21 protein-coding genes are annotated in these 21,351 nt (G+C 59.6%); 3 read left to right on the top strand and 18 right to left on the bottom strand.

Annotated elements, in window-relative coordinates; all coding sequences use genetic code 11:
* Positions 1-80: 80 nt before the first annotated feature.
* The 3 genes from BK670_RS09835 to BK670_RS09825 all read right to left on the bottom strand — a co-directional run bounded on the left by BK670_RS09835 (position 81) and on the right by BK670_RS09825 (position 4,270).
* Positions 81-803, bottom strand: coding sequence for an amidotransferase (locus BK670_RS09835; RefSeq protein WP_123449609.1), 723 nt, complete (start codon positions 801-803; stop codon positions 81-83).
* A 92-nt stretch (positions 804-895) separates the two neighbouring features.
* Entirely contained in the window at positions 896-3,040 is a 2,145-nt protein-coding gene (locus tag BK670_RS09830; protein ID WP_123449608.1) for a 3-hydroxyacyl-CoA dehydrogenase NAD-binding domain-containing protein, read from the bottom strand.
* 24 nt (positions 3,041-3,064) lie between these two features.
* The gene (locus BK670_RS09825) at positions 3,065-4,270 is read right to left on the bottom strand and encodes an acetyl-CoA C-acetyltransferase (protein WP_123449607.1); all 1,206 of its coding nucleotides are present in this window, start codon (positions 4,268-4,270) and stop codon (positions 3,065-3,067) included.
* A gap of 585 nt (positions 4,271-4,855) precedes the next feature.
* On the opposite strand from BK670_RS09825, the gene BK670_RS09820 reads away from it, so the two are divergent.
* Entirely contained in the window at positions 4,856-5,677 is an 822-nt protein-coding gene (locus BK670_RS09820) for a c-type cytochrome (RefSeq protein ID WP_123449606.1), read from the top strand.
* Between the two features lie 119 nt (positions 5,678-5,796).
* Here the strand turns inward: BK670_RS09820 and BK670_RS09810 are convergent, their stop codons facing one another.
* The 10 genes from BK670_RS09810 to BK670_RS09765 form a co-directional block, all read right to left on the bottom strand.
* Positions 5,797-6,600 carry a transglutaminase family protein gene (locus BK670_RS09810; protein WP_122597650.1) on the bottom strand — a complete coding sequence of 268 codons (804 nt, stop codon included), beginning with the start codon at positions 6,598-6,600 and terminating at the stop codon, positions 5,797-5,799.
* Positions 6,597-7,547, bottom strand: a complete 951-nt coding sequence (locus BK670_RS09805; RefSeq protein ID WP_007914063.1) for an alpha-E domain-containing protein — start codon at positions 7,545-7,547, stop codon at positions 6,597-6,599. The genes BK670_RS09810 and BK670_RS09805 overlap by 4 nt, the downstream gene beginning before the upstream one ends.
* 12 nt (positions 7,548-7,559) lie before the next feature.
* Positions 7,560-8,969, bottom strand: a complete 1,410-nt coding sequence (locus BK670_RS09800) for a circularly permuted type 2 ATP-grasp protein (protein WP_007914061.1) — start codon at positions 8,967-8,969, stop codon at positions 7,560-7,562.
* A 543-nt stretch (positions 8,970-9,512) separates the two neighbouring features.
* Positions 9,513-9,860 carry a ribonuclease E inhibitor RraB gene (locus BK670_RS09795; RefSeq protein ID WP_093441760.1) on the bottom strand — a complete coding sequence of 116 codons (348 nt, stop codon included), beginning with the start codon at positions 9,858-9,860 and terminating at the stop codon, positions 9,513-9,515.
* 208 nt (positions 9,861-10,068) lie between these two features.
* Positions 10,069-10,302 carry a hypothetical protein gene (locus BK670_RS09790; protein ID WP_123449605.1) on the bottom strand — a complete coding sequence of 78 codons (234 nt, stop codon included), beginning with the start codon at positions 10,300-10,302 and terminating at the stop codon, positions 10,069-10,071.
* Positions 10,303-10,596: 294 nt separating this feature from the next.
* Entirely contained in the window at positions 10,597-11,472 is an 876-nt protein-coding gene (speE, locus tag BK670_RS09785) for a polyamine aminopropyltransferase (protein ID WP_123449604.1), read from the bottom strand.
* Between the two features lie 241 nt (positions 11,473-11,713).
* The gene (locus tag BK670_RS09780) at positions 11,714-11,905 is read right to left on the bottom strand and encodes a PLDc N-terminal domain-containing protein (protein ID WP_007914053.1); all 192 of its coding nucleotides are present in this window, start codon (positions 11,903-11,905) and stop codon (positions 11,714-11,716) included.
* 77 nt (positions 11,906-11,982) lie between these two features.
* Complete coding sequence (locus tag BK670_RS09775) at positions 11,983-12,513, bottom strand: hypothetical protein (RefSeq protein ID WP_123449603.1); 531 nt, start codon at positions 12,511-12,513, stop codon at positions 11,983-11,985.
* Between the two features lie 208 nt (positions 12,514-12,721).
* Positions 12,722-13,240, bottom strand: coding sequence for an ankyrin repeat domain-containing protein (locus BK670_RS09770; protein ID WP_123449602.1), 519 nt, complete (start codon positions 13,238-13,240; stop codon positions 12,722-12,724).
* A 96-nt stretch (positions 13,241-13,336) separates the two neighbouring features.
* Complete coding sequence (locus tag BK670_RS09765; RefSeq protein ID WP_123449601.1) at positions 13,337-15,175, bottom strand: long-chain-acyl-CoA synthetase; 1,839 nt, start codon at positions 15,173-15,175, stop codon at positions 13,337-13,339.
* 390 nt (positions 15,176-15,565) lie between these two features.
* Between BK670_RS09765 and BK670_RS09760 the strand changes: the two genes are divergently transcribed.
* Positions 15,566-15,844 (top strand): DUF3509 domain-containing protein, encoded by a 279-nt coding sequence (locus tag BK670_RS09760; protein WP_008080936.1) that lies wholly within the window; start codon positions 15,566-15,568, stop codon positions 15,842-15,844.
* 182 nt (positions 15,845-16,026) lie between these two features.
* On the opposite strand, the gene mtnC is transcribed toward BK670_RS09760, so the two are convergent.
* The 5 genes from mtnC to aroC form a co-directional block, all read right to left on the bottom strand.
* A complete protein-coding gene (gene mtnC, locus BK670_RS09755) occupies positions 16,027-16,710 on the bottom strand; it encodes an acireductone synthase (RefSeq protein ID WP_123449600.1) in 684 nt (227 codons plus the stop codon).
* Between the two features lie 4 nt (positions 16,711-16,714).
* The gene (locus tag BK670_RS09750) at positions 16,715-17,260 is read right to left on the bottom strand and encodes a 1,2-dihydroxy-3-keto-5-methylthiopentene dioxygenase (RefSeq protein WP_038366943.1); all 546 of its coding nucleotides are present in this window, start codon (positions 17,258-17,260) and stop codon (positions 16,715-16,717) included.
* A 94-nt stretch (positions 17,261-17,354) separates the two neighbouring features.
* Entirely contained in the window at positions 17,355-17,981 is a 627-nt protein-coding gene (locus BK670_RS09745) for a methylthioribulose 1-phosphate dehydratase (protein ID WP_123449599.1), read from the bottom strand.
* Positions 17,978-19,123, bottom strand: coding sequence for an MFS transporter (locus tag BK670_RS09740; RefSeq protein ID WP_123449598.1), 1,146 nt, complete (start codon positions 19,121-19,123; stop codon positions 17,978-17,980). Before BK670_RS09740 ends, BK670_RS09745 begins: the two co-directional genes overlap by 4 nt.
* A gap of 34 nt (positions 19,124-19,157) precedes the next feature.
* On the bottom strand, positions 19,158-20,249 hold the full coding sequence (aroC, locus tag BK670_RS09735) for a chorismate synthase (protein ID WP_123449597.1): 1,092 nt from the start codon (positions 20,247-20,249) through the stop codon (positions 19,158-19,160).
* A gap of 130 nt (positions 20,250-20,379) precedes the next feature.
* Here aroC and BK670_RS09730 point away from each other — a divergent pair, with 130 nt between their 5' ends.
* The gene (locus BK670_RS09730; protein WP_123449620.1) at positions 20,380-21,333 is read left to right on the top strand and encodes an alpha/beta hydrolase; all 954 of its coding nucleotides are present in this window, start codon (positions 20,380-20,382) and stop codon (positions 21,331-21,333) included.
* Positions 21,334-21,351: the final 18 nt, after the last annotated feature.

Genomic DNA, 21,351 nt, shown 5'->3' with positions numbered 1-21,351 from the left:
CGAGCAGGCTCGCGCCCACATTGATCGGTGGCGCACCGAAGTTCTAATGTGGGAGCGAGCCTGCTCGCGAAGCTTTTGCCTTAGACGGTTTCTGGTTTGTGCGCCACAAACCGCATCATCCATTCAGCAACCGTGGTGCCATGGTGCTCCTGCTCCAGGCTCGCCACGCCTTTGCTGTAAATCTGCGAACCCAGCGCTTCCTGACGCAGATCCAGCAGTGCCCGCGAATAATCGTGGATGAATTCCGGATGCCCCTGGAAACACAGCACTTGATCATTGATGTGATACGCCGCAAACGGGCAGAAATCGCTGGAAGCAATGACGGTAGCGTTTTCCGGCAGCGCTGTGACCTGATCCTGATGACTGATCAGCAGCGTCAGCTCTTCACGCACCGGGCTCATCCATGGCGCCTTGGCCGCGAGTTTGTAGTTGTGGGTGCCGACACCCCAACCCTGGGTCGCGCGCTCGCTCTTGCCACCGAGCAGCAGCGCCAGCAGTTGGTGGCCGAAGCACACGCCGAGGAGTTTGTCGCCACGCTGGTAACGGCTCAGCAGGTATTCCTTGAGGGTCTGAATCCACGGGTCAGTGCCGAAAGAATCGGCCTTGCTGCCGGTGACCAGGTACGCGTCGAAGGTCTGCTCATCGCTCGGGTATTCGCCCTGCATCACGTTGTAGACGGTGAACTCGGCGGCAATCGGTTGCTGCGAGAACAGGCGCTGAAACATCTGCCCGTAACCCTGATATTGATCGACCAGTTCCGGACGCAGGATGTCGGTTTCCAGAATGCAGATGCGTAGCGACATAAAAAATACCTGACACGTGATGGGAATAATGAACAGCCCAGAGCCTGCCTTGAAACACCCTGACAAGGCAAGCCCCGGAATACTCGCTTTCCCTAGAACATTTCACCTTTTGCCGCTTTGTCCAGCAACAGCGCAGGCGGTGCGAAACGCTCGCCATACTGCTCAGCCAGATACTGCGCGCGGGCGACGAAATCTTTCACCCCATACTGGTTGATGAACTGCAACGCGCCACCCGTCCACGGCGCAAAACCGATGCCGAAGATCGAGCCGACGTTGGCATCCGCCGTCGAGGTCAGCACGCCCTCCTCCACACAACGGACGGTTTCGATGGCCTGCACAAACAGCAGCCGATCACGCACGTCTTTGGGCGAAATCTGCCCGTCAGGTTTTTCGAAACGCGTCTTCAATTCGGGCCACAGATGTTTCTGCCCACCGGCCGGGTAATCGTAAAAACCGCCACCTGCCGCTTTGCCCGGGCGCTTGTATTCGTTGAGCAGCAAGTCAATCACGGCAAAGGCCGGGTGCTCAATCAGCGGTTTCCTTTCTGCCTGTAGGTCCTTGGCGGTTTGCTGGCGGATATGGCTCATCAGGCTGAGGGAAACTTCGTCGGAGATCGCCAGAGGCCCGACTGGCATCCCGGCCTTGCGCGCTTCGGTCTCGATCATCGGCGCACTCACGCCTTCGCCAAGCATGGCGATACCTTCGTTGGTGAAGGTGCCGAACACCCGTGAAGTAAAGAAGCCACGACTGTCATTGACGACGATCGGGGTTTTCTTGATTTGCAGAACGAAATCAAAACCGCGCGCGAGGGTTTCATCGCTGGTCTGCGCGCCCTTGATGATTTCCACCAGTGGCATTTTTTCCACCGGGCTGAAGAAGTGCAGGCCGATGAATTTGCTTTGATCCGGCACGGCAGTCGCCAGACCGGTGATCGGCAGCGTCGAAGTGTTGGAGGCGATGACGGCTTCGGCGCCAACAACCCGCTGGGCTGCGGAAGAGACTTCGGCCTTGAGTTCACGGTCCTCAAACACCGCTTCGATGATCAGATCGCAACCCGCGAGGTCGGCATCACTTTCGGACGGCTTGATCCGCGCCAACACCTCATCACGCTTCGAAGCATCCATCTGCCCACGGGTGACTTTCTTGTCCAGCAACGCGGCAGAATGTGCTTTGCCTTTTTCGGCGGCAGCCAGATTGATGTCCTTGAGTACCACCTCAATACCGGCCGACGCACTGACAAACGCAATCCCCGCGCCCATCATCCCGGCACCGAGCACACCGACCTTCTGCATTTTATAAGGTGCAAAACCCTGCGGCCGCGAACCGCCGGCGTTGATCTCATTGAGTTGAAACCAGAATGTACCGATCAGGTTTTTCGAGATCTGCCCGGTGGTCAGTTCGGTGAAGTAGCGGGTTTCGATCAAGTGCGCAGTGTCGAAATCGACCTGAGCGCCCTCGACTGCCGCGCAGAGGATTTTCTCCGGCGCCGGCAGAGTGCCTTGGGTCTTGCTGCGCAGAATCGACGGCGCAATCGCCAGCATCTGCGCCACTTTCGGATTCGACGGCGTGCCGCCAGGAATCTGATAGCCCTTCACATCCCAACGTTGCACCGAGGTCGGGTTGGCAATAATCCAGGCGCGGGCCTTGGCCAGCAATTCATCGCGATCCGCCGCCAGCTCATCAATCAACCCGGCCTGCAACGCCTGCTTAGGACGCACTTTCTTGCCTTCGAGCAGATACGGCAGCGCTTTCTCAAGACCGAGCATGCGCACCATACGCACCACCCCGCCGCCGCCCGGCAACAGACCGAGGGTCACTTCCGGCAGACCGAGTTGCACCGACGCGTCGTCCAGCGCCACCCGGTGGTGACAGGCGAGGCAGATTTCCCAGCCACCGCCCAGCGCCGCGCCGTTGATCGCCGCAACCACTGGTTTGCCGAGGGTTTCCAGGGTGCGCAACTGCGCTTTGAGGGTCAGCACCATGTCGTAGAAGGCTTTGGCTTCAGGCTTGCCGACTTTGATCAATTCGTTGAGGTCGCCGCCGGCAAAAAAGGTTTTCTTCGCCGAGGTGATGATGACCCCGGCAATCTGGTCTTTTTCAGTCACCAGACGGGCAACGCAAGCGGCCATGGCCTCGCGGTACACGGCGTTCATGGTGTTGGCGCTCTGGCCCGGCATGTCGATGGTCAGCACGACGATAGCGTCCTGGCCTTTTTCGTAACGAATGGCTTCGCTCATAACAAGGTTCCTTGAATTCGGGGCTCAGAGGCGTTCGATGATGGTGGCAATGCCCATGCCGCCGCCGACACACAGCGTCGCCAGGCCATAGCGCAGGCGCCGCGCTTCCAGCTCGTCGAGCAAGGTGCCGAGGATCGCGCACCCCGTGGCACCCAGCGGGTGGCCCATGGCGATGGAACCGCCGTTGACGTTGACCTTGTCCGGCTCGACCGCCATGTCCTTGATGAACTTCAGCACCACCGAGGCAAACGCTTCGTTGACCTCGAACAGGTCGATGTCTTCAACGCGCAGCCCGGCCTTGGCCAGTGCCTTGCGCGTTGCCGGCGCGGGGCCGGTGAGCATGATGGTCGGATCGGTACTAGTGACCGCCGTGGCAACAATGCGCGCTCGGGGTTGCAGGCCTAGCGCCCGACCTTTGGCTTCGGAGCCGATCAACATCAGTGCCGCACCGTCGACGATCCCGGAACTGTTGCCCGGCGTGTGCACGTGATTGATCCGCTCGACATGGCTGTAGACCCGCAGCGCCGTGGCGTCGAAGCCCATCTGGCCGATCATTTCGAAACTCGGTTTGAGCTTGCCCAAGCCTTCAAGAGTCGATTCGGCGCGGATGAACTCATCGTGATCGAGCAGGATGATGCCGTTCTGATCCTGCACCGGCACCAACGACTTGTTGAACGAACCATCGGCCCGCGCCCGCGCGGCTTTCTGCTGCGAGTGCAGCGCGTAGGCATCGACGTCGTGACGACTGAAACCCTCAAGCGTAGCGATCAGGTCGGCCCCGACGCCTTGCGGAGTGAAATGACTGTGCAGATTAGTCTGCGGATCCAGCGCCCAGGCGCCGCCGTCGCTGCCCATCGGCACCCGCGACATCGACTCGACGCCGCCGACCACTACAAGGTCTTCAAAACCCGAGCGCACCTTCATCGCGCCGAGATTGACCGCCTCCAGTCCCGAGGCGCAGAAACGGTTGATCTGCACACCCGCGACGCTGACGTCCCAATCGGCCACTTGCACAGCGGTTTTGGCGATGTCCGAGCCTTGATCGCCAATCGGCGTGACGCAGCCGAGCACCACGTCATCGACCTGGCTGGTATCCAGCGAGGTGCGTTCTTGCAGCGCGGTCAGCAGGCCGGCCACCAGATTCACCGGTTTGACGCTGTGCAGTGCACCATCGGCCTTGCCTTTGCCACGGGGCGTGCGTAACGCATCGAATATCAAAGCTTGGGTCATGACGTCCTCGAACCTGTGCGGGCAGTGATTGCTTGTGCCTCCACTCTTGACCCGAGCGGCCATGGATTCAATGACCACAGCGCTCAATGCGGTTGACGCACACGCTCAGACGGACGGTCATGGGAGGCCGGGTGAACCGGTTCAGGTCGGCGAGTTGTCTAGCCAGCGGTCGGCAAAGAAGCTGGCAATAAGCCTCATGCCTTTTTTATCGCATCTGACAAGCGCTCCATATGAAATGGATCTAAGCCAAGCGTGACGCGGCCCCTAATGTAGAACATGTACGTCAGGGTCGTCGGGTTTTGCCGAGGCAGGCGTTCTTTAACAGGAAGTGCAGCGCTTGCCGTCATGGATATGCAGGCAAGCATCAGGAAATAACAATAAAGGCGGTCAAGCCATGTTCAAACAACCGAAAGTTCGTCAAGCAGGGCTCATTCTTTTCGCCACGACGCTGTTGTTGATTTTGCCGAATCTGACCAAGGTCATTGGCTGAGTCGAGCGGCAGGTGCTGTTCATCGCCACTGAAAAAGTGACTGGCCCGCTACCCGGGCCAGCGTGGCTGTGCCAACCTTGGCGCACTCCCACGACATGGACGGCGATCATTTGAAAACGCTCATTGTGTTCGGGGCCATGCTGCTGAGCATGCCCTTGTCTGCCGCACAGTTGGATCTGCAACTGGGCGCAAACAGCCGCACCTGGCAGACCGAGGAATTGCTCAAGCATCCTCAAGTGCAAACCCTGACGATCAAAAACGATGTGTCCTACAAAAAGGACATGACCTATCGCGCCGTACCTGTGGCCGCGCTGCTGAACGGGATCAAACCGCAAGATCACCTGCAAGCCGTGGCACTGGACGGCTTTGCCGCAGAATTGGCCGCGGCGCCGTTGCTAAATACAACAGGTGCGCGTGCATGGCTGGCCATCGAAGATCCGGCTCAGCCGTGGCCACCGTTGTCGGAAGGCAAGCACAGCGCCGGGCCGTTTTATCTGGTCTGGACCGATCCGCAGGCCGGCAATATCAGTCCGGAGCAATGGCCATTCGAAGTCGCGAGCATCAAGCGCATGGCGCCCGTGGCCGAGCGCTTCCCGGCCCTGCTGCCGGACCCTGCATTGAAAGCGGATGACCCGGTGAACCAAGGGTTTGCGCTGTTTCAGAAAAACTGTCTGGCGTGTCACCGGTTGAACGGTGCGGGAGATGCGCAATTCGGGCCGGATCTGAATATTCCGTATAACCCGACCGAGTATTTCGGCGCGGATTTCCTCAAGCGCTACATTCGTGATCCGCAGAGTTTGCGTCAGTGGCCGCAGGCGAAGATGCCGGGGTTTTCAGTGGAGGTGTTGCCGGAGGGGGATTTGCAGATGTTGGTGGGATATTTGAAACACATGGCCGGGCGCAAAGTTAAGCCCTAACGCCATTCCCCTGTGGGAGTGAGCCTGCTCGCGATAGCGCTGGATCAGTCAGTGTTGTTGCATCTGACAGACCGCTATCGCGAGCAGGCTCACTCCTACAAGGGTTACGTGTGAACCCGTTATTGTTGCTGGACGGAGATGACTGGCGTCGGCGAGACAAATACCTTCGCATGCATCTGCTCACACCCGCCGCCACGGCGCATGCCGCGCACCGGACAGGCATCCAGATAATCCAGACCCACCGCCAGTTTCAGATGTCGCTCCGGCCGCGCCAGCTCATTGGTCACGTCAAAGCTGTACCAGGCGTCATCCAGCCACGCTTCTGCCCACGCATGGCTGGCCAGATGCTCGCAATCCTCGCTGTACAGATACCCCGACACATAACGCGACGGAATCCCCAGACTACGCGCGCAAGCCAGAAATGCGTGGGCATGATCCTGGCAAACACCCGCACGCCCGGCGAAGGCCTCAGCAGCACTGGTATCAACCTCGGTGGACCCCGGCGTGTAAGTCATGTGCTGATTCAAGCCGTGCATCAGATCGATCAGCGCCGTGCGATCACGCCGCTGCTTGCAGGATTTCTCGGCGAACGCGCGCAACGCCTCATCCGCCTCGGTCAACCGGGTAAAGCGCAGGAACGGCAGCGCCGACTGGCTCTCATGCTCGGCCTCGCGCAGTTCGTCAATATCGACCTGCCCACGCGCGCCAATAATGATCGCTTCGTGCGGTTCATCCATGGTCAGCACGTGCAGGATATTACCGAACGGATCGAGTTGCGCGCGCACCGGGCGCGGCAGATCGAGCTGCCAGCTCAACACGTGCTGACGTTCGCTGTCGTGTGGGGTCAGCCGCAGGTACTGGATGCTCGCCCGCACCTGATCTTCGTAGTGATAGGTGGTCTCGTGGCTTATGGAAAGTCTCATGCAGCCTCCAGGTAGGAACTGTGAATGGCGTTGCCCAACTGGCGCACCAGCGGGATGAATTCGGTCAGCCAGGCGTGCAGGCCTTCCTCGAGAATTTCGTTGATGCCGGTGTAGCGCAGGCGCGCGTCCATTTCGGCCGCCAGACGTTGTGCCGGTCGACCGTTGGCGCCGGGTAATTGCGCGAGAATCTGGTCGATCTCTTCGGTGCAGGCCCGCAGCGAGCGCGGCACATCGGCGCGCAATAACAGCAACTCGGCAACATGCCGGGCACCCGGCGCATCACGGTAGATCTCGGTGTAGGCCTCGAATGACGACAAGGCGCGCAGCAAGGCACTCCACTGGTAATAGGCGTGGGCCGTACCGTCGCTGACTGCTTCAGCCTGATCGCCAGCCATTTCATAGCGGGCATCGAGCAATCGCAGGGTGTTGTCCGCACGCTCGATAAAGGTACCGAGACGAATGAAACGAAACGCATCGTTACGCATGATCGTGCCGTACGACGCGCCACGAAACAGGTGCGAACGCTCCTTGATCCATTCGCAAAAACGGCTCATGCCATAGCGACTGAGGCCCTGTTCGGCGATCCCGCGAATCTCCAGCCACGTCGCGTTGATGTTCTCCCACATGTCCGCGGTGATGCGCCCACGCACCGCATGGGCACTGGCCCGCGCCGCGCCGAGGCAGCTGTAAATGCTCGCCGGGTTGGCCGCATCGAGGGCGAAAAAGTGCAGCAGGCGTTCAGCATGCAGCGCGCCATGGCGCTCCAGGTAATCATCGAGGGTGCCGGTGATCAGCAACGGCATGGCCAATTCGTGCAAACCATCGCCGCGACCGTCCTGCGGCATCAGCGACAGCGAATAACTGATGTCCAGCATCCGTGCGAGGTTTTCCGCTCGCTCCAGGTAACGCGACATCCAATACAGATCCGAGGCAGTTCTACTTAACATGGCAAGCTTCCTTCAATCCTCGACCACCCAGGTGTCCTTGGTTCCGCCGCCCTGTGATGAATTCACCACCAGGGAGCCTTCGCGCAGTGCGACACGGGTCAAACCGCCGGGCACCACCCGGGTTTCGCGACCGGACAAGACAAACGGACGCAGGTCGATATGGCGCGGCGCGATGCCGTTTTCGACAAAGGTCGGACAGGTCGACAGCGACAGCGTCGGTTGCGCGATGTACGCGTGGGGTTTGGCTTTGATGCGTTCGCGGAAGGCGTCGATTTCCGCCTTCGTCGACGCCGGCCCCACCAGCATTCCGTAACCGCCGGAGCCTTGGGTTTCCTTGACCACCAGATCTGGGAGATTGGCCAGTACGTGGGAAAGTTCAGACGGGTTGCGGCATTGCCAGGTCGGTACGTTCTTCAGGATCGGTTCTTCGTCGAGATAAAAACGGATCATGTCAGTGACAAACGGATACACCGATTTGTCGTCCGCCACACCAGTGCCGATGGCGTTGGCCAGCACTACATTGCCGGAGCGATAGGACGACAGCAGCCCCGGCACACCCAGCATCGAGTCGGGGTTGAACGCCAGCGGGTCGAGGAACGCGTCGTCGAGCCGGCGGTAGATCACATCCACCGCTTTCGGGCCGTCAGTGGTGCGCATGAAGACCTTGTCGTCACGCACGAACAGATCCGCGCCCTCGACCAGCTCAACGCCCATTTCCCGAGCCAAAAACGCGTGTTCGAAGAATGCACTGTTGAAGCGCCCCGGCGTCAGCACCACCACGCTCGGATCATCGATCGGACTTGAGCTTTTCAGGGTGTCGAGCAACAGGTTCGGGTAGTGATCGATCGGCGCGATGCGCTGGGCGGCGAACAGCTCCGGGAACAGACGCATCATCATCTTGCGGTCTTCGAGCATGTAGCTCACGCCGCTCGGCGTACGCAGATTGTCTTCGAGCACGTAATAGGTGCCGTCGCCGTCGCGCACCAGATCGACGCCGGAGATGTGCGAATAGATATCGCGGTGCAGATCCAGGCCTTGCATCGCCAACTGATACTGCTCGTTGGCCAGCACCTGTTCGGCGGGAATGATCCCGGCCTTGATGATGCGCTGCTCGTGATAGAGGTCGGCGAGGAACATGTTCAACGCCTTGACCCGCTGGATGCAGCCGCGCTCGACGATCCGCCATTCACTGGCAGGGATGCTGCGCGGAATGGTGTCAAAAGGAATCAGGCGCTCGGTGCCCTGCTCGTCCCCATAGAGCGTGAAGGTAATGCCGGCGCGATGGAACAACAGATCGGCCTCGCGTCGCCGCTGGGCCAGCAGTTCGTCTGGCGTGTCGGCCAGCCATCGGGCGAACTCCCGATAATGCGGGCGAACCTGGCCGCCGGCATCGTACATCTCATCAAAATAGGTGCGGATCATGCCGTACTCCTTGTCACCCGGACATACAGGCCTTCGCAAGGCCCGTGCCATCGGCATAAACGCTTTGATTTCAATCGGTTGGAAATACACGCCGCAGGCACCGCACCATTCCTGTGCGGCAAATGCCCCAACCGGATTGCCCCCGCTTCATTACGACGCACTGCATCGCCTATCACCAGCATAGTCAGAGTTGATTTCACTGCCCGGCGCTGCCTGCGGATAATCCGCGCATTCGCTGCAAAACTTCACCGGCCAGCGCGCCGCGAAGCCACCAGCCCAACTGACCTGGACTGCCTCGGCAGCCCGCCCCGCTGTAACCCTGACCGGTTTCCTCTCCTTATCGGTCTTCCCTTTTAGCCACCCTCTCCGGTGGCTTTTTTTTGTCTTTTGGAAATGTTTTGAAAGCAAAAGCAAAAGATCGCAGCCTCCGGCAGCTCCTACACCGATCACCTGTAGGAGCTGCCGGAGGCTGCGATCTTTTGCTCTTTAAAAAACAACGGCCGACCCAAAGGTCGGCCGTTGCTCGACAAATGAAAACAGAGATCAGTTCAAACGGTGGCGGTTGCGCACCTCCTGCTTGACGCCCCAGCCCTCGATGATGCCACCCAGCGGTTCAACCACGGCGGAAAAGCCCTGCTCGAAGTCGCCGATATCGTCATACGTCGCGTACATCACTTTGCTCAATTCCAACGCCCATGCGCCATCGTCACGCAGGCTGACCTGGGCATTGATGGACTCACCGCGAAATTTGCCTGCCGCCCTGCGCGCCCGCTCCTCGTCCGGGAAAATGGCGTAGAACTCGATGGGATGGAACCGGGAAAAATCGAAACCGCCTTCTTTCATGCGGCGCAGAACATTGCTGCTGATGTCTTCTTGATAGGCTGTGCTCATGAATCGTCCCCCTCGCATAGATGGATAGACTTTCCGTATTCCCGCCCCGGGCCTTTGGCCAAAGTACGACGGCAACGTGGTTGCACGCGGGAACAAGCATGTAGCTGACAAGACCAGACCTTAGCGATCCGTTCGCTGATCTCGCTTGCAGAGTAGCCCCAAGATAGAGCTGCTGCCAAGGCCTGGTTTCAAGAGATGACAGGAACTGTCAGACGGGTGTGATGCTGCGGATTTCGATGCCATTCTGGGTTTTGAGGTTTTTCACACCAGCATCGGCGGTGCGCCCTTCCAGATCGTTCAGATCCAGCTTGGCGGCGACCGGTAGAAGCCGCTCCTTGATCAGCCGCGCGGCTTCATCATCGGACGGGCATTCCTCACGTTCGAAGACTTCATCAAGAATTTCACCGTGATCATCCACGAAAGTGACTTTCCACTTTTGCATCAGTGCCTCCTCGATCAAACCCGCAAATGGGCTTACACCTAAATCGACTGGTACGCCGAAAGTTGGTTCAAAAGGATTACAACGGGCGCACATGAAAAAAACGATATCTTGCGGCTGCGCAGCGAATATTGGAGAAAAGCTTTGTGGCGAGGGGATTTATCCCCGTTCGGCTGCGCAGCAGTCGTGAAATCAGCAAACGCGGTGCATCAGGAAGACCGTGGGTGCTGATTTTGGGGATGCTTCGCATCCCAACGGGGATAAATCCCCTCGCCACAGGGGAACCAGCGGAGACTATTAGTCGTTGCTTGGCTTGTTGATGGCCTGCAATACGTATTGCGGCAAGGCGAACGCGCCGATGTGGATTTCCGGGTTGTAATAGCGGGTGACGATGCCGCTGCCGATGAAGCGCTGTTGCAGGGTTTCACGGCTGAGTTTGCGGTAGGCCGGGTTGGTCGAGCCCCAGGCGAAGGTCATCGAGCCACCGATGTAAGTCGGCACGGCGGCCTGATAGAAGTGCCAGTCCGGGAACAGGCTGTGCAGACGCCCGGCGGTGGTTTTCACTTCGTCGATCTGCATGAACGGCGTGCCGTTCTGGGTCACGAGGATGCCGCCCTCGTTCAGGCAGCGATGGCAGGCCTGGTAGAAGTTCTCCGAGAACAACACTTCGCCCGGGCCGATCGGGTCGGTGGAGTCGGAGATGATCACGTCGAATTTTTCCGTGGTGGTGGCGACGAAACGCATGCCGTCGTCAATCACCAGGTTCAGACGTGGATCGTCGTAGGCGCCGCTGGAGTGGTTCGGCAGGAACTCTTTGCACATGTCGACCACGGTGCCGTCGATCTCGACCATGGTGATGTGCTCGACGCCAGCGTGCTTGGTCACTTCGCGCAGCATGCCGCCGTCACCGCCACCGATGATCAGCACGCGCTTGGCGCTGCCGTGGGCGAGGATCGGCACGTGAGTGAGCATTTCGTGGTAGATGAATTCGTCGGCTTCGGTGGTCTGGATAACACCGTCCAGCGCCATCACCCGGCCCATGCGCGGGTTCTGGAAAATCACCAGGTGCTGGTGTTCGGTGCGCACTTCGTGCAGCAGTTTTTCCATGCGAAAACGCTGGCCGTAGCCTTCGTAGAGGGTTTCCAGGTACTCGCTGGTTTTGGTGACGGTCATGGTCAAGTGCTCCGATGAATGCGCGGGCGCCAATCGTGGGGACGATTGCCCGGGAAAGGCGCGCATTCTACGTTGCCGAAGATGACAGGTCGAACCTCACTTCATCGGCACACCACAATCCCATGTGGGAGCGGGCCTGCTCGCGAAGGCGGCGCACCAGTCAACATTGTCGGTGACTGATCTAGCGCTTTCGCGAGCAGGCTCGCTCCCACAGGGGTATTGCGGTGCTCTCGGGATCAGGTCAGATCCGCACGTTACCCCGCGGCCCGGCAATCGCCCAGATGATCAGGCCCAGCACCGGCAGGAGGATAATCAGCAGCACCCAGACGATTTTCATCCCGGTGGTCGCGCCGCTTTTCAGCACATTGATGATGGCCCAGATGTCGAGGGCGAGGATGATCAGGCCGATCAGACCGTTGAACGTGGAACCCATGGTGTCGCTCCAGAATAGTGGCATGCACTTTTAGGATAGACGGTCGCGCGCAGGGTTCCCTTTTATTGCAATTGCGCTCAGACGTGAACGGCGATCTTCAGGGCTTCGAGCGATGGCGCGGCGGCTATACCGACTTCCGCGCACAGCTCCAGCACCCGGGGCACGTCGTTGCCGTAGACCAGCACCACCTGCAGTTCGTCGTCGAGCAACTGGCTGAAGTTCATCAGTGTATAACCGCCATTTTCCTTGTTCAGGCTGCTCATTTGCACCTGGATGCGGTTAAGGGCAGTGAGTGCCTCGGTCTTGGCCAGTTGCTTGGGCTTGAGGTTGAAATCCACGCCCGGGCCAAAGGAGGCAACGATCTGCGCGAACAGGTCAACGTAGGTGTCAGCCTGGAACAGCACGGTTTCCGGCAGGCTACCGACTACGACCCACTCGCCCAGCGGAATCGGGAAGGTGTCGTCGTAGTTGATGTCCGGGTTGGCGGTCAGAAAAGCACCGGCATCGGCGTAGGCCTGCGCGGCTTCGTCGGCCACTTTCACGATTTCGTCCTCGCCCATGCAGCCGGAGCTGATTTTGCTGATGAGTTCGGCGAGTGCGGCTTTCATGAGGGCGGATCCTGTGGCGAAGGTGAATTTCGAGGGCGCGGAGGATAGCGCATTGCAACCTCAGGCTGCACACAGAATAACTGTGGCGAGGGAGCTTGCTCCCGCTGGGCTGCGTAGCGGCCCTGAAATACAGTGATATCACCCTGTTTGCCAGCGCTGCGCACTGGAGCGGGAGCAAGCGCCCTCGCCACAGGGATCGCGTCAGTCTTCAGGCCAGCAGTTTTTCCAGCTGCGCGGTGGTATCAACCGCGCCCATCGTCCGGGCCGCGTCCAGTGCAGTGACACCGTTGGCGTCCTTGGCCTCAGGATCGGCACCTTTGCTGATCAGGTACTCGACGATTGCGACACGGTTGAACATCGCCGCCATCATCAGCGCCGTACGCCCATCAAACGACGAGCCTTCGATCTCGGCGCCCGCTTCAACCAGCGCCTTGACCACCGCCAGATCGCCTTTGAATGCCGCACCGGCAATCGGGCTCTGGCCGTTGCCATTGCGCATCTCCGGATCGGCCTTGTGTTTAAGCAGCACCTGCACCGCATCCACGTGACCGTAGTAACTGGCCAACATCAACAACGTGTCGCCCTTGCTGTTCTTCAGGTTGACTGGCAAACCGGCCGTGACCAGGCGATCAAGCATCTCGGCATCACCGTCGCGAGCCTTGTTGAAAACCTGCTCGGTGAATTCGGCAGCTTCTTCAGGGGTCATCTGGCGGCTTTGGTCGGACATGGGCAACTCCACTTTCGGTCAATCGGAAAGCCGACAGTTTCCCGAGCGAGGCGCTGGCTGTCACCCCCTTTTTCTCAAGTCAGCTCATAGCCAGATTCAATAACGATGCTTGCCCTGATGAATCTCCGCCAACACCTCATCGGTGACCCGAATGTAGGTCTGCGTGCCGGGCAGCCAGGCGTAAACCGGGTCATCGCCCGTCTGGCCGGGGTCGAAGCCTTCACTTTTCAGGCGGGTTTTCTGGTATTTGAAGGTGCCGGTAGTTTCCATTTTCACCTTCACTCGCAGGAACAATGGCACGGCATAAGCCGGCATGCGTTCCCGGGCAAAGGTCAACAACTCGGCGAAATCCAGCGTCGCGAGGGATTCCGCCGGCGTGATCGCCGCCATTCCGGCGCGACCGTTGGTGTTGCGGATCTCCACGCCATAAGCCACCGCCTCGGATATGTGCGGGTGTTGCAGCAACAGGTTTTCGACTTCGGTAGTCGAGACGTTCTCGCCCTTCCAGCGATAGGTGTCGCCGAGGCGATCGACAAACTGGGCGTGGCCGAAGCCGATGTTGCGCAGCAGGTCGCCGGTGTTGAAAAAGCGATCGCCCTTGTTAAACACGTCGTGTAGCACGACCTTGGCGGTTTTCTGCGGATCGGTGTAGCCGTCCAGCGGGGCTTTTTCGTCGATCCGCGCCAACAACAGGCCCTGCTCGCCTTTGCCGACCTTGCGCATGAAACCGTCAGGGCTGCGGATCGGCTCGCCGCTGTCATGGTCGTAGGCGACCAATTCCCAGGCCATCAGGGAAAAACCGATGGTGTTGTCGAAGTTGAGAATGTTGGTGAAGCCGATATTGCCGTCACTCGCCGCGTACAGCTCACAGATGTGCTCGACGGCGAAACGTGTCTTGAACTCGGCCCAGGCGCCGGGGCGCAAGCCGTTACCAATCATCTTGCGCACGTCGTGGCGACTGTCATCGGCACTGGCCGGTTGATCGACCAGATAACGGCACAACTCACCGACATACCCGATGGTGGTCGCGCGATAGCGACGCACGTCGTTCCAGAACTGACTGGCGCTGAACTTGCGACGGATGGCGAAGCCCGAGGCGCCGTTGACCGCCGAACCCCAGCACACGCAGAGTCCGGTCGCGTGGTACAGCGGCAAGGTGCAATAGACGACGTCGTCGGGGCCCATGTTGAGGGCGATCATGCCGAAACTGGCGGAGCTGCGCATCCAGCGCCCGTGCTTGAACACCCCGGCCTTGGGCAGGCCGGTAGTGCCGGAGGTGTAAATGTAGAAACACGGATCGTCGAAGAAGACCTGCTGGCTGCTCGGTGGATTTTCGCTGGAGGCGTCGGCACTCGCGCTGATCAGATTGACGTACCCGTCGGGCGCAATGCCCGGATGGCTGTAGGTATCCTGATCAGCGACAAACCAGGTGCGCGCAGCGCTAATCGCCACTTGATCGCGAATCGACGCATACGCCGCCAGCAGTTCTTCGCCCACCACGATCGCTACCGGCGCCACCAGATTAACGCTGTGAATCAGTGTGTCGCGGGTTTGTGAGGTATTCAGCAACGCGCTGACCGCGCCGACCTTGGCCAGCGCCAGAATGGTCACCAGCAATTCCGGGCGGTTTTCGATAAACACCGCGACCACGTCGCCCTTGCCGATGCCCTGCCCGTTCAGATAATGAGCGATGCGATTGGCCCACTGGTTGACCTGCGCATAGGTCAGCCGCACATCGCCGTGCAATAACGCTGGTCCCTCGGGGTTGCGCAGCGTCGCTTGCTCGAATGTCCAGCCAAGGCCACAGCTTTGGGTCGGATCCGTGACATTGGCCACCTTCATGCCCTTGACCACCCGCGGGATGGCTTTGGCAATCATCGGCAGTTTGCGGAGCATCATGCCCCAGGTAATCGTGTCGTTTGGCGCGTGACTCATGACAGCTCCCCGTTCGACCCTGGCGTGCAGGTCGATGTTTTTATTTTTCGGGCTTTGGCTTGAAGCAACCGGCGCATTCGAGCACGGGTCGAGATCGAAAATACGTCAGCGCTTCTCGCGCTGTACACGCGGTTTTTGCAATGTTTTGTATCCGCTGATCTTCAGGGAGCGCAGGTGATCTGCGGATCAGCGATTGGTTCCATCGAATTGATATCGATCCCGCAAAATGCAGGATGCACGATGGCCATTCATGCAGTTTGCACGACGACCTGAATTTTAATTATTTTTAAGTCATTGATTTATAACGATATTTTTATTATCAAATGCTGGCACAATCGCTGCAACCTCCTCTGCATGCTTGCCATTCAAGTGCATACGGAGCTGAAAGACATGAGCCTGATCCAAGAAAAATTTACCTCCCTGTTCTCCAACTTCGACGTCACCACTGCGCCACGTCCCGATGGCGGGATCCTGCTGACCCTGCGTAGCAGCGACGGCAAAGTGTTTAAACGCGCACTGACCTATCAGCAACTGCATGCCGGCGACCAACTGTCGTGGGCGATCAGTGCAATTCGCCGCGACCTGGCTGAACAAGCCAGTGAGTTGCCGCAAATTGCCATGCTGCAGAGCCAGCAGCGTTTTGCCCTGCCGACGTATCACTCGCTGTAATTTCTAAAGCGCTTTAACAAAACAGGCCGTGGAGCATGCGCTTCACGGCCTGTTTTTTTGTGCGCGAACTCCCTGTAGGAACTGCGGAACGCTGCGATCTTTTGATTTAGATTTCAACGATCAAGATCGAAAGATCGCAGCCTCGTTCCACTCGACAGCTTCAACAGGATTTTGACCAGCCCTTAGAAGGCTTCGGGTTCGATGCCGGTGAAAGTGTCGACGGTGATATGGCTCCCCAACTCCCCGCCTTCGCGAGCCAGGCCGCAGGTTTGCAGCCCGGCAGATTGCGCAGCGTCTAGCTCTTCGACGATGTCCGAGAGGAACAGGATCTCCTGCGGTTCAACGCCGATGGCTTTCTGGATATTGCTGTACGACTGCGCCTCACGCTTAGGCCCCGACGTCGTGTCGAAATAGCCGCTGAACAGCGAGGTCAGATCCCCCGCCTCCGAGCAGCCGAAAATCAGTTTCTGCGCCTGAATCGAGCCCGACGAGTACACAAACAGTTGATAACCTGCCGCATGCCAGCGTCGCAGCGCTTCAACGGCATCCGGATAAACATGCCCCTTCAACTGCCCGGCGTGATAACCCTGCGCCCAGACCATGCCTTGTAGGGCCTTGAGCGGCGTGGCTTTGCGATCTTCTTCGATCCAGCTCAAGAGAATTTCAACAACCCGCTCAACATCGGCTTGCGGCGCATTGCTGTCCCGGCGCACGGCGTCGAGTTGCTCGGCCACATCGGCGCGTTCGGCGTTCTGCCGCACGAAATCCGGCAGGTGTTTGGCCGCGAACGGAAACAGCACGTCGAAAACGAAACTCACCGCGCTGGTGGTGCCTTCGATGTCAGTGACGATGGCTTTGATCGACATCGAATCAGTCCTCCAGACGCGGGAAACGGCCGGCGATGTCTTCACCGGTGAAGTTGGCAACCCAGCCTTCCGGGTTGTTGAACAGGCGAATCGCCACGAAGTGCGGATGCTCGCCCATGTCGAACCAGTGCTTGGTGCCGGCCGGCACGGAAATCAGGTCATTCTTCTCGCACAGTACGGCGTAAACGTAATCGTCGATATGCAAGGTAAACAGCCCTCGGCCGGCGACGAAAAAGCGTACTTCGTCTTCGCCATGGCGATGTTCTTCGAGGAACTTGGCGCGCAGTTCGGCTTTCTGCGGGTGGTCGCTGTTCAGGCTGATGACATCGACGGTGATGTAACCGCGCTCGGTCATCAGTTTGTCGATCTGCTCTTTATAGGCGCTGATCACTTCTTCCTGGGTGGCACCGGGCTGGATCTTCGCAGCCGCTTGCCAACGGTCGAAACGCACGCCCTGCTCAGCCAGGGTCGAGGCGATATCTTCAAAGTGGGTCAGGACCTTGTTCGGAATGTCAGGGCTTGTGACGTGATAGACGGACAGGCTGCTCATTGGGGCAATTCCTCGGTATCGGCCTTGCCGTCCGGTTCTTGCAGACCGGTCGGGCACAGCATTTCATCAGGCAAATGGGCTGCTTCTGGTGAAGTCAGCCTTGTCGGTTCATGACGCTGCGGGTTTTCAACTCGCATTCAAACAGAAATTCAAAGGCCTCGATCTGGCGCAGCGCGTCGTTCATCTGCGCGCCCCAGGTGTAGAGGCCGTGACCGCGAATCAGATAACCGACGCAATCGGGATGGGCGTCGAGCCAAGGCTGCACCTTGGCAGCGAGGCGCGCAATGTCCTGATCGTTGTCGAAAATCGGCACGCGCACCCGCGATTCGTGGGTCGAAATGCCACTGAAGGCTTTTTGCAGTTCGTAGTCTTCGAACTCGATAAAGTCTTGCGGGGTCAGGCGCGACAGCACCGTGGCGTTCACCGAATGGGTGTGCAGCACTGCGCCGATCTCCGGCCGCCAGCTATACAGCTGGGTGTGCAGCAGGGTTTCGGCGGACGGTTTTTTGCCTGGCTCCAGGCTGTTGCCCGACAGATCGGTGGCGAGCACATCGTCCAGACCCAACTGGCCTTTGTGCTTGCCCGACACGGTCAGCAGCGCTTCGCTCGGCGACAGGCGCGTCGAATAGTTGCTGCTGGTGGCCGGCGACCAGCCGCGACCATAAAGAAAGCGCCCGGCGTCGACGATTTGCTGGGCGAGTTGTTCACGCGTAAGGCTCATGGCCTGTCCTCTTGCATACGTGTGGCAATGATAACGGCAGCAGCGAGCGCCGCGAGACTGGCAATACTAAAGGTCAATGTCGCGCCGAGGGCATTCCAGCTGTAACCGGAATACAACGCGCCGAGCGCGCCGCCGGTACCGGCCAGTGCTGCGTACAACGCCTGGCCCTGCCCTTGCTGACGCGCGCCGAAACTACGTTGCACGAACGCGATGGCAGCCGCATGAAAGCTGCCGAAGGTTGCTGCGTGCAGAATCTGCGCGAACAGCAGCACCCACAGGAACTCGGCGAACGAACCTAGCAGCAACCAGCGCAGCGCCGCCAGGAGAAAACTCGCCATCAGCACCCGTCGCAGGGAAAACCGCGCGAGAATCCGGCTCATCGCCATGAACATCAGCACCTCGGCGACGACACCCACAGCCCAGAGCATGCCGATCGTGCCGCGTGCGTAACCGAGCCGTTCAAGGTGCAGGGTCAGAAAGGTGTAATACGGGCCGTGGCTCATCTGCATCAGCGCGACGCAGCCGTAAAACGCCAGCACGCCTGGATTGCGCAGTTGTTTGAGGAAGCCCTCACCGCTCGGCCGATCGCCTTGCGGCGGTTGCGCGTTCGGCACCCACAGACTGCTGAGGACAATGCCGGCCATGATCAGCACCAGCGCCGCCGGGTAGATGTCGAGGCTGAGCCATTCGAACAATCGCCCCAGGGCAACCACGGTGATGATGAAACCGATCGAGCCCCACAGGCGAATCTGGCTGTAACGCGAGGTCTGCCCCTGCAAATGCGCCAGGGTGATGACTTCGAACTGCGGCAACACCGCATGCCAGAAAAACGCGTGCAGCGCCATGACCATCGCCAGCCAGGCGTAGGTCTTGCTGACGAAGATCAAGGAGAAGGTCAGCAGCGTGCACACCGCGCCGAAACGCACGATGGCCAGGCGTTTGCCGGTGTAATCACCGAGCCAGCCCCAGATGTTTGGTGCCACGCAGCGCATCAGCATCGGGATCGCGACCAGTTCGCCAATCCGCGCCGGACTGAATCCGAGGTGGTCGAAGTACAGCGCCAGAAACGGCGCTGTCGATCCGAGCAAGGCGAAATAGAACAGATAGAAACTGGACAGCCGCCAGTAAGGGAGCGCCGCCACGCCGGTTATGCCGCGACGGCTTTAGAGCTTGCCATCAAAGCTGACCCAGCACCGGCGTGCTCACGCGCACATCGGCGTTCTGGCCACGGTGACGCAGCAGGTGATCCATCAGCACGATGGCCATCATCGCTTCGGCAATCGGCGTGGCGCGGATGCCGACGCACGGATCGTGGCGGCCCTTGGTAATCAAGTCGACCGGGTTGCCGTGGATGTCGATCGAACGGCCCGGGGTGGTGATGCTGGAAGTCGGCTTCAAGGCCAGATGGGCAACGATCGGCTGACCGGAGGAAATACCACCGAGGATGCCGCCCGCGTTGTTGCTGAGGAAACCTTCCGGAGTCATTTCATCGCGATGTTCGGTGCCGCGCTGGGCAACCGAGGCAAACCCGGCGCCGATTTCCACGCCTTTCACCGCGTTGATGCTCATCAGCGCATGGGCGAGTTCGGCGTCGAGACGGTCGAAAATCGGCTCGCCCAGCCCCGGCATCACCCCTTCGGCAACGACAGTGATCTTCGCCCCGACCGAGTCCTGATCGCGGCGCAACTGGTCCATGTAGGCTTCCAGCTCCGGCACTTTGTCCGGGTCCGGGCTGAAGAAGGCGTTCTCCTCCACCGAATCCCAGGTCTTGAACGGGATTTCGATCGGGCCGAGCTGGCTCATGTAGCCACGAATGACGATGCCTTGGCTGGCCAGATACTTTTTGGCAATCGCACCCGCCGCCACACGCATCGCGGTTTCACGTGCCGAGCTGCGGCCACCGCCACGGTAGTCGCGCTCACCATATTTGTGGTGGTAGGTGTAGTCGGCGTGGGCCGGGCGGAACAGATCCTTGATCGCCGAGTAGTCCTTGGACTTCTGGTCGGTGTTGCGGATCAGCAGGCCGATCGCGCAACCGGTGGTGCGCCCTTCGAACACGCCGGAGAGGATTTCGACTTCGTCGGCTTCCTGACGCTGGGTGGTGTGGCGACTGGTGCCGGGCTTGCGGCGATCGAGGTCACGCTGCAGGTCTTCGAGGGAGATCTCCAGGCCCGGCGGGCAGCCGTCGACAATGGCGACCAACGCCGGACCATGGCTCTCGCCAGCGGTGGTGACAGTGAACAACTTGCCGTAGGTATTGCCGGACATGCAGGACGCTCCGTGAAATCAAACCCAAATTCGTGATGCGCGCCAGTATACGCAGGCTAACCGAGTAGTTCATCCTCGAACCTTAGTGGTGCTGGCGAGTCCAACCGGCACCTTGGCGAATGATGGCGTGATGATGCTGCGAGTTTTGATCTTGAGTCTTACCCTCTTTACTGGCTTTGCCCAGGCGACGGTCCTACAACGCCCGGTCACTTTGGATACCGGCACTGGCGAGCTTTTCGGTTCGCTGTTGCTGCCCAAGTCCGACAATCCGGTGCCGGTTGTCCTGATTATTTCTGGCTCCGGTCCTACGGATCGCGACGGAAACAACCCTGACGGCGGGCGCAACGACAGCCTTAAACGACTGGCGTGGGTGCTGGCCAAACACAACATTGCCAGCGTGCGTTACGACAAGCGCGGGGTCGCCGCGAGCCTCGCTGCGACGCCCGATGAGCGCAATTTGTCGGTAGAAGCCTATGCGGCGGACGCGGTGGCGTGGGGGCAAAAGCTCAAGGCCGACCCGCGTTTCGGCAAGTTGATCCTGCTTGGCCACAGTGAGGGTGCGCTGATTGCCAGCCTCGCCGCGCCGAAGTTGGAGGCGGCTGCGGTGATTTCTCTGTCCGGCAGCGCCCGCCCGGTCGATCAGGTGATCCGCGAGCAACTGGCCCGCAGCCTGCCGCCGCCGCTGATGCTGCGCAGTAACGAACTGCTCGACAGCCTCAAGGCCGGCCACACCGATGACAATGTGCCGCAACCGTTGCAGGTGATTTTCCGCCCGAGCGTGCAGCCGTATCTGATCTCGCTGTTCCGTCAGGATCCGGCAAAGGCTTTCGCGCAATTGACGATGCCGGCACTGATTGTTCAGGGCAGCAACGACATGCAGGTCGGCGTTGGCGATGCGCAGGCGCTGAAAGCCGCGAAACCCGACGCCGAACTGGTGGTGATCGACGGTATGAACCACGTCATGCGCATCGTCCACAACGACATGAAGCGGCAACTGGCCTCTTACAAGGATCCGAATTTGCCGCTGGCCGCAGAGCTTGGCGCGAAGATCATCGAGTTTATTGACGGACTTCGCACCCGTTAACGGTAGTTTGCCCTCTAG

Origin of the sequence: Pseudomonas fluorescens, assembly GCF_003732425.1 — a bacterium.
GTDB lineage: Bacteria > Pseudomonadota > Gammaproteobacteria > Pseudomonadales > Pseudomonadaceae > Aquipseudomonas > Aquipseudomonas fluorescens_BE.
Note: the sequence above shows the minus strand (reverse complement) of the source record. Positions and strands in the feature narration are given on the sequence as shown.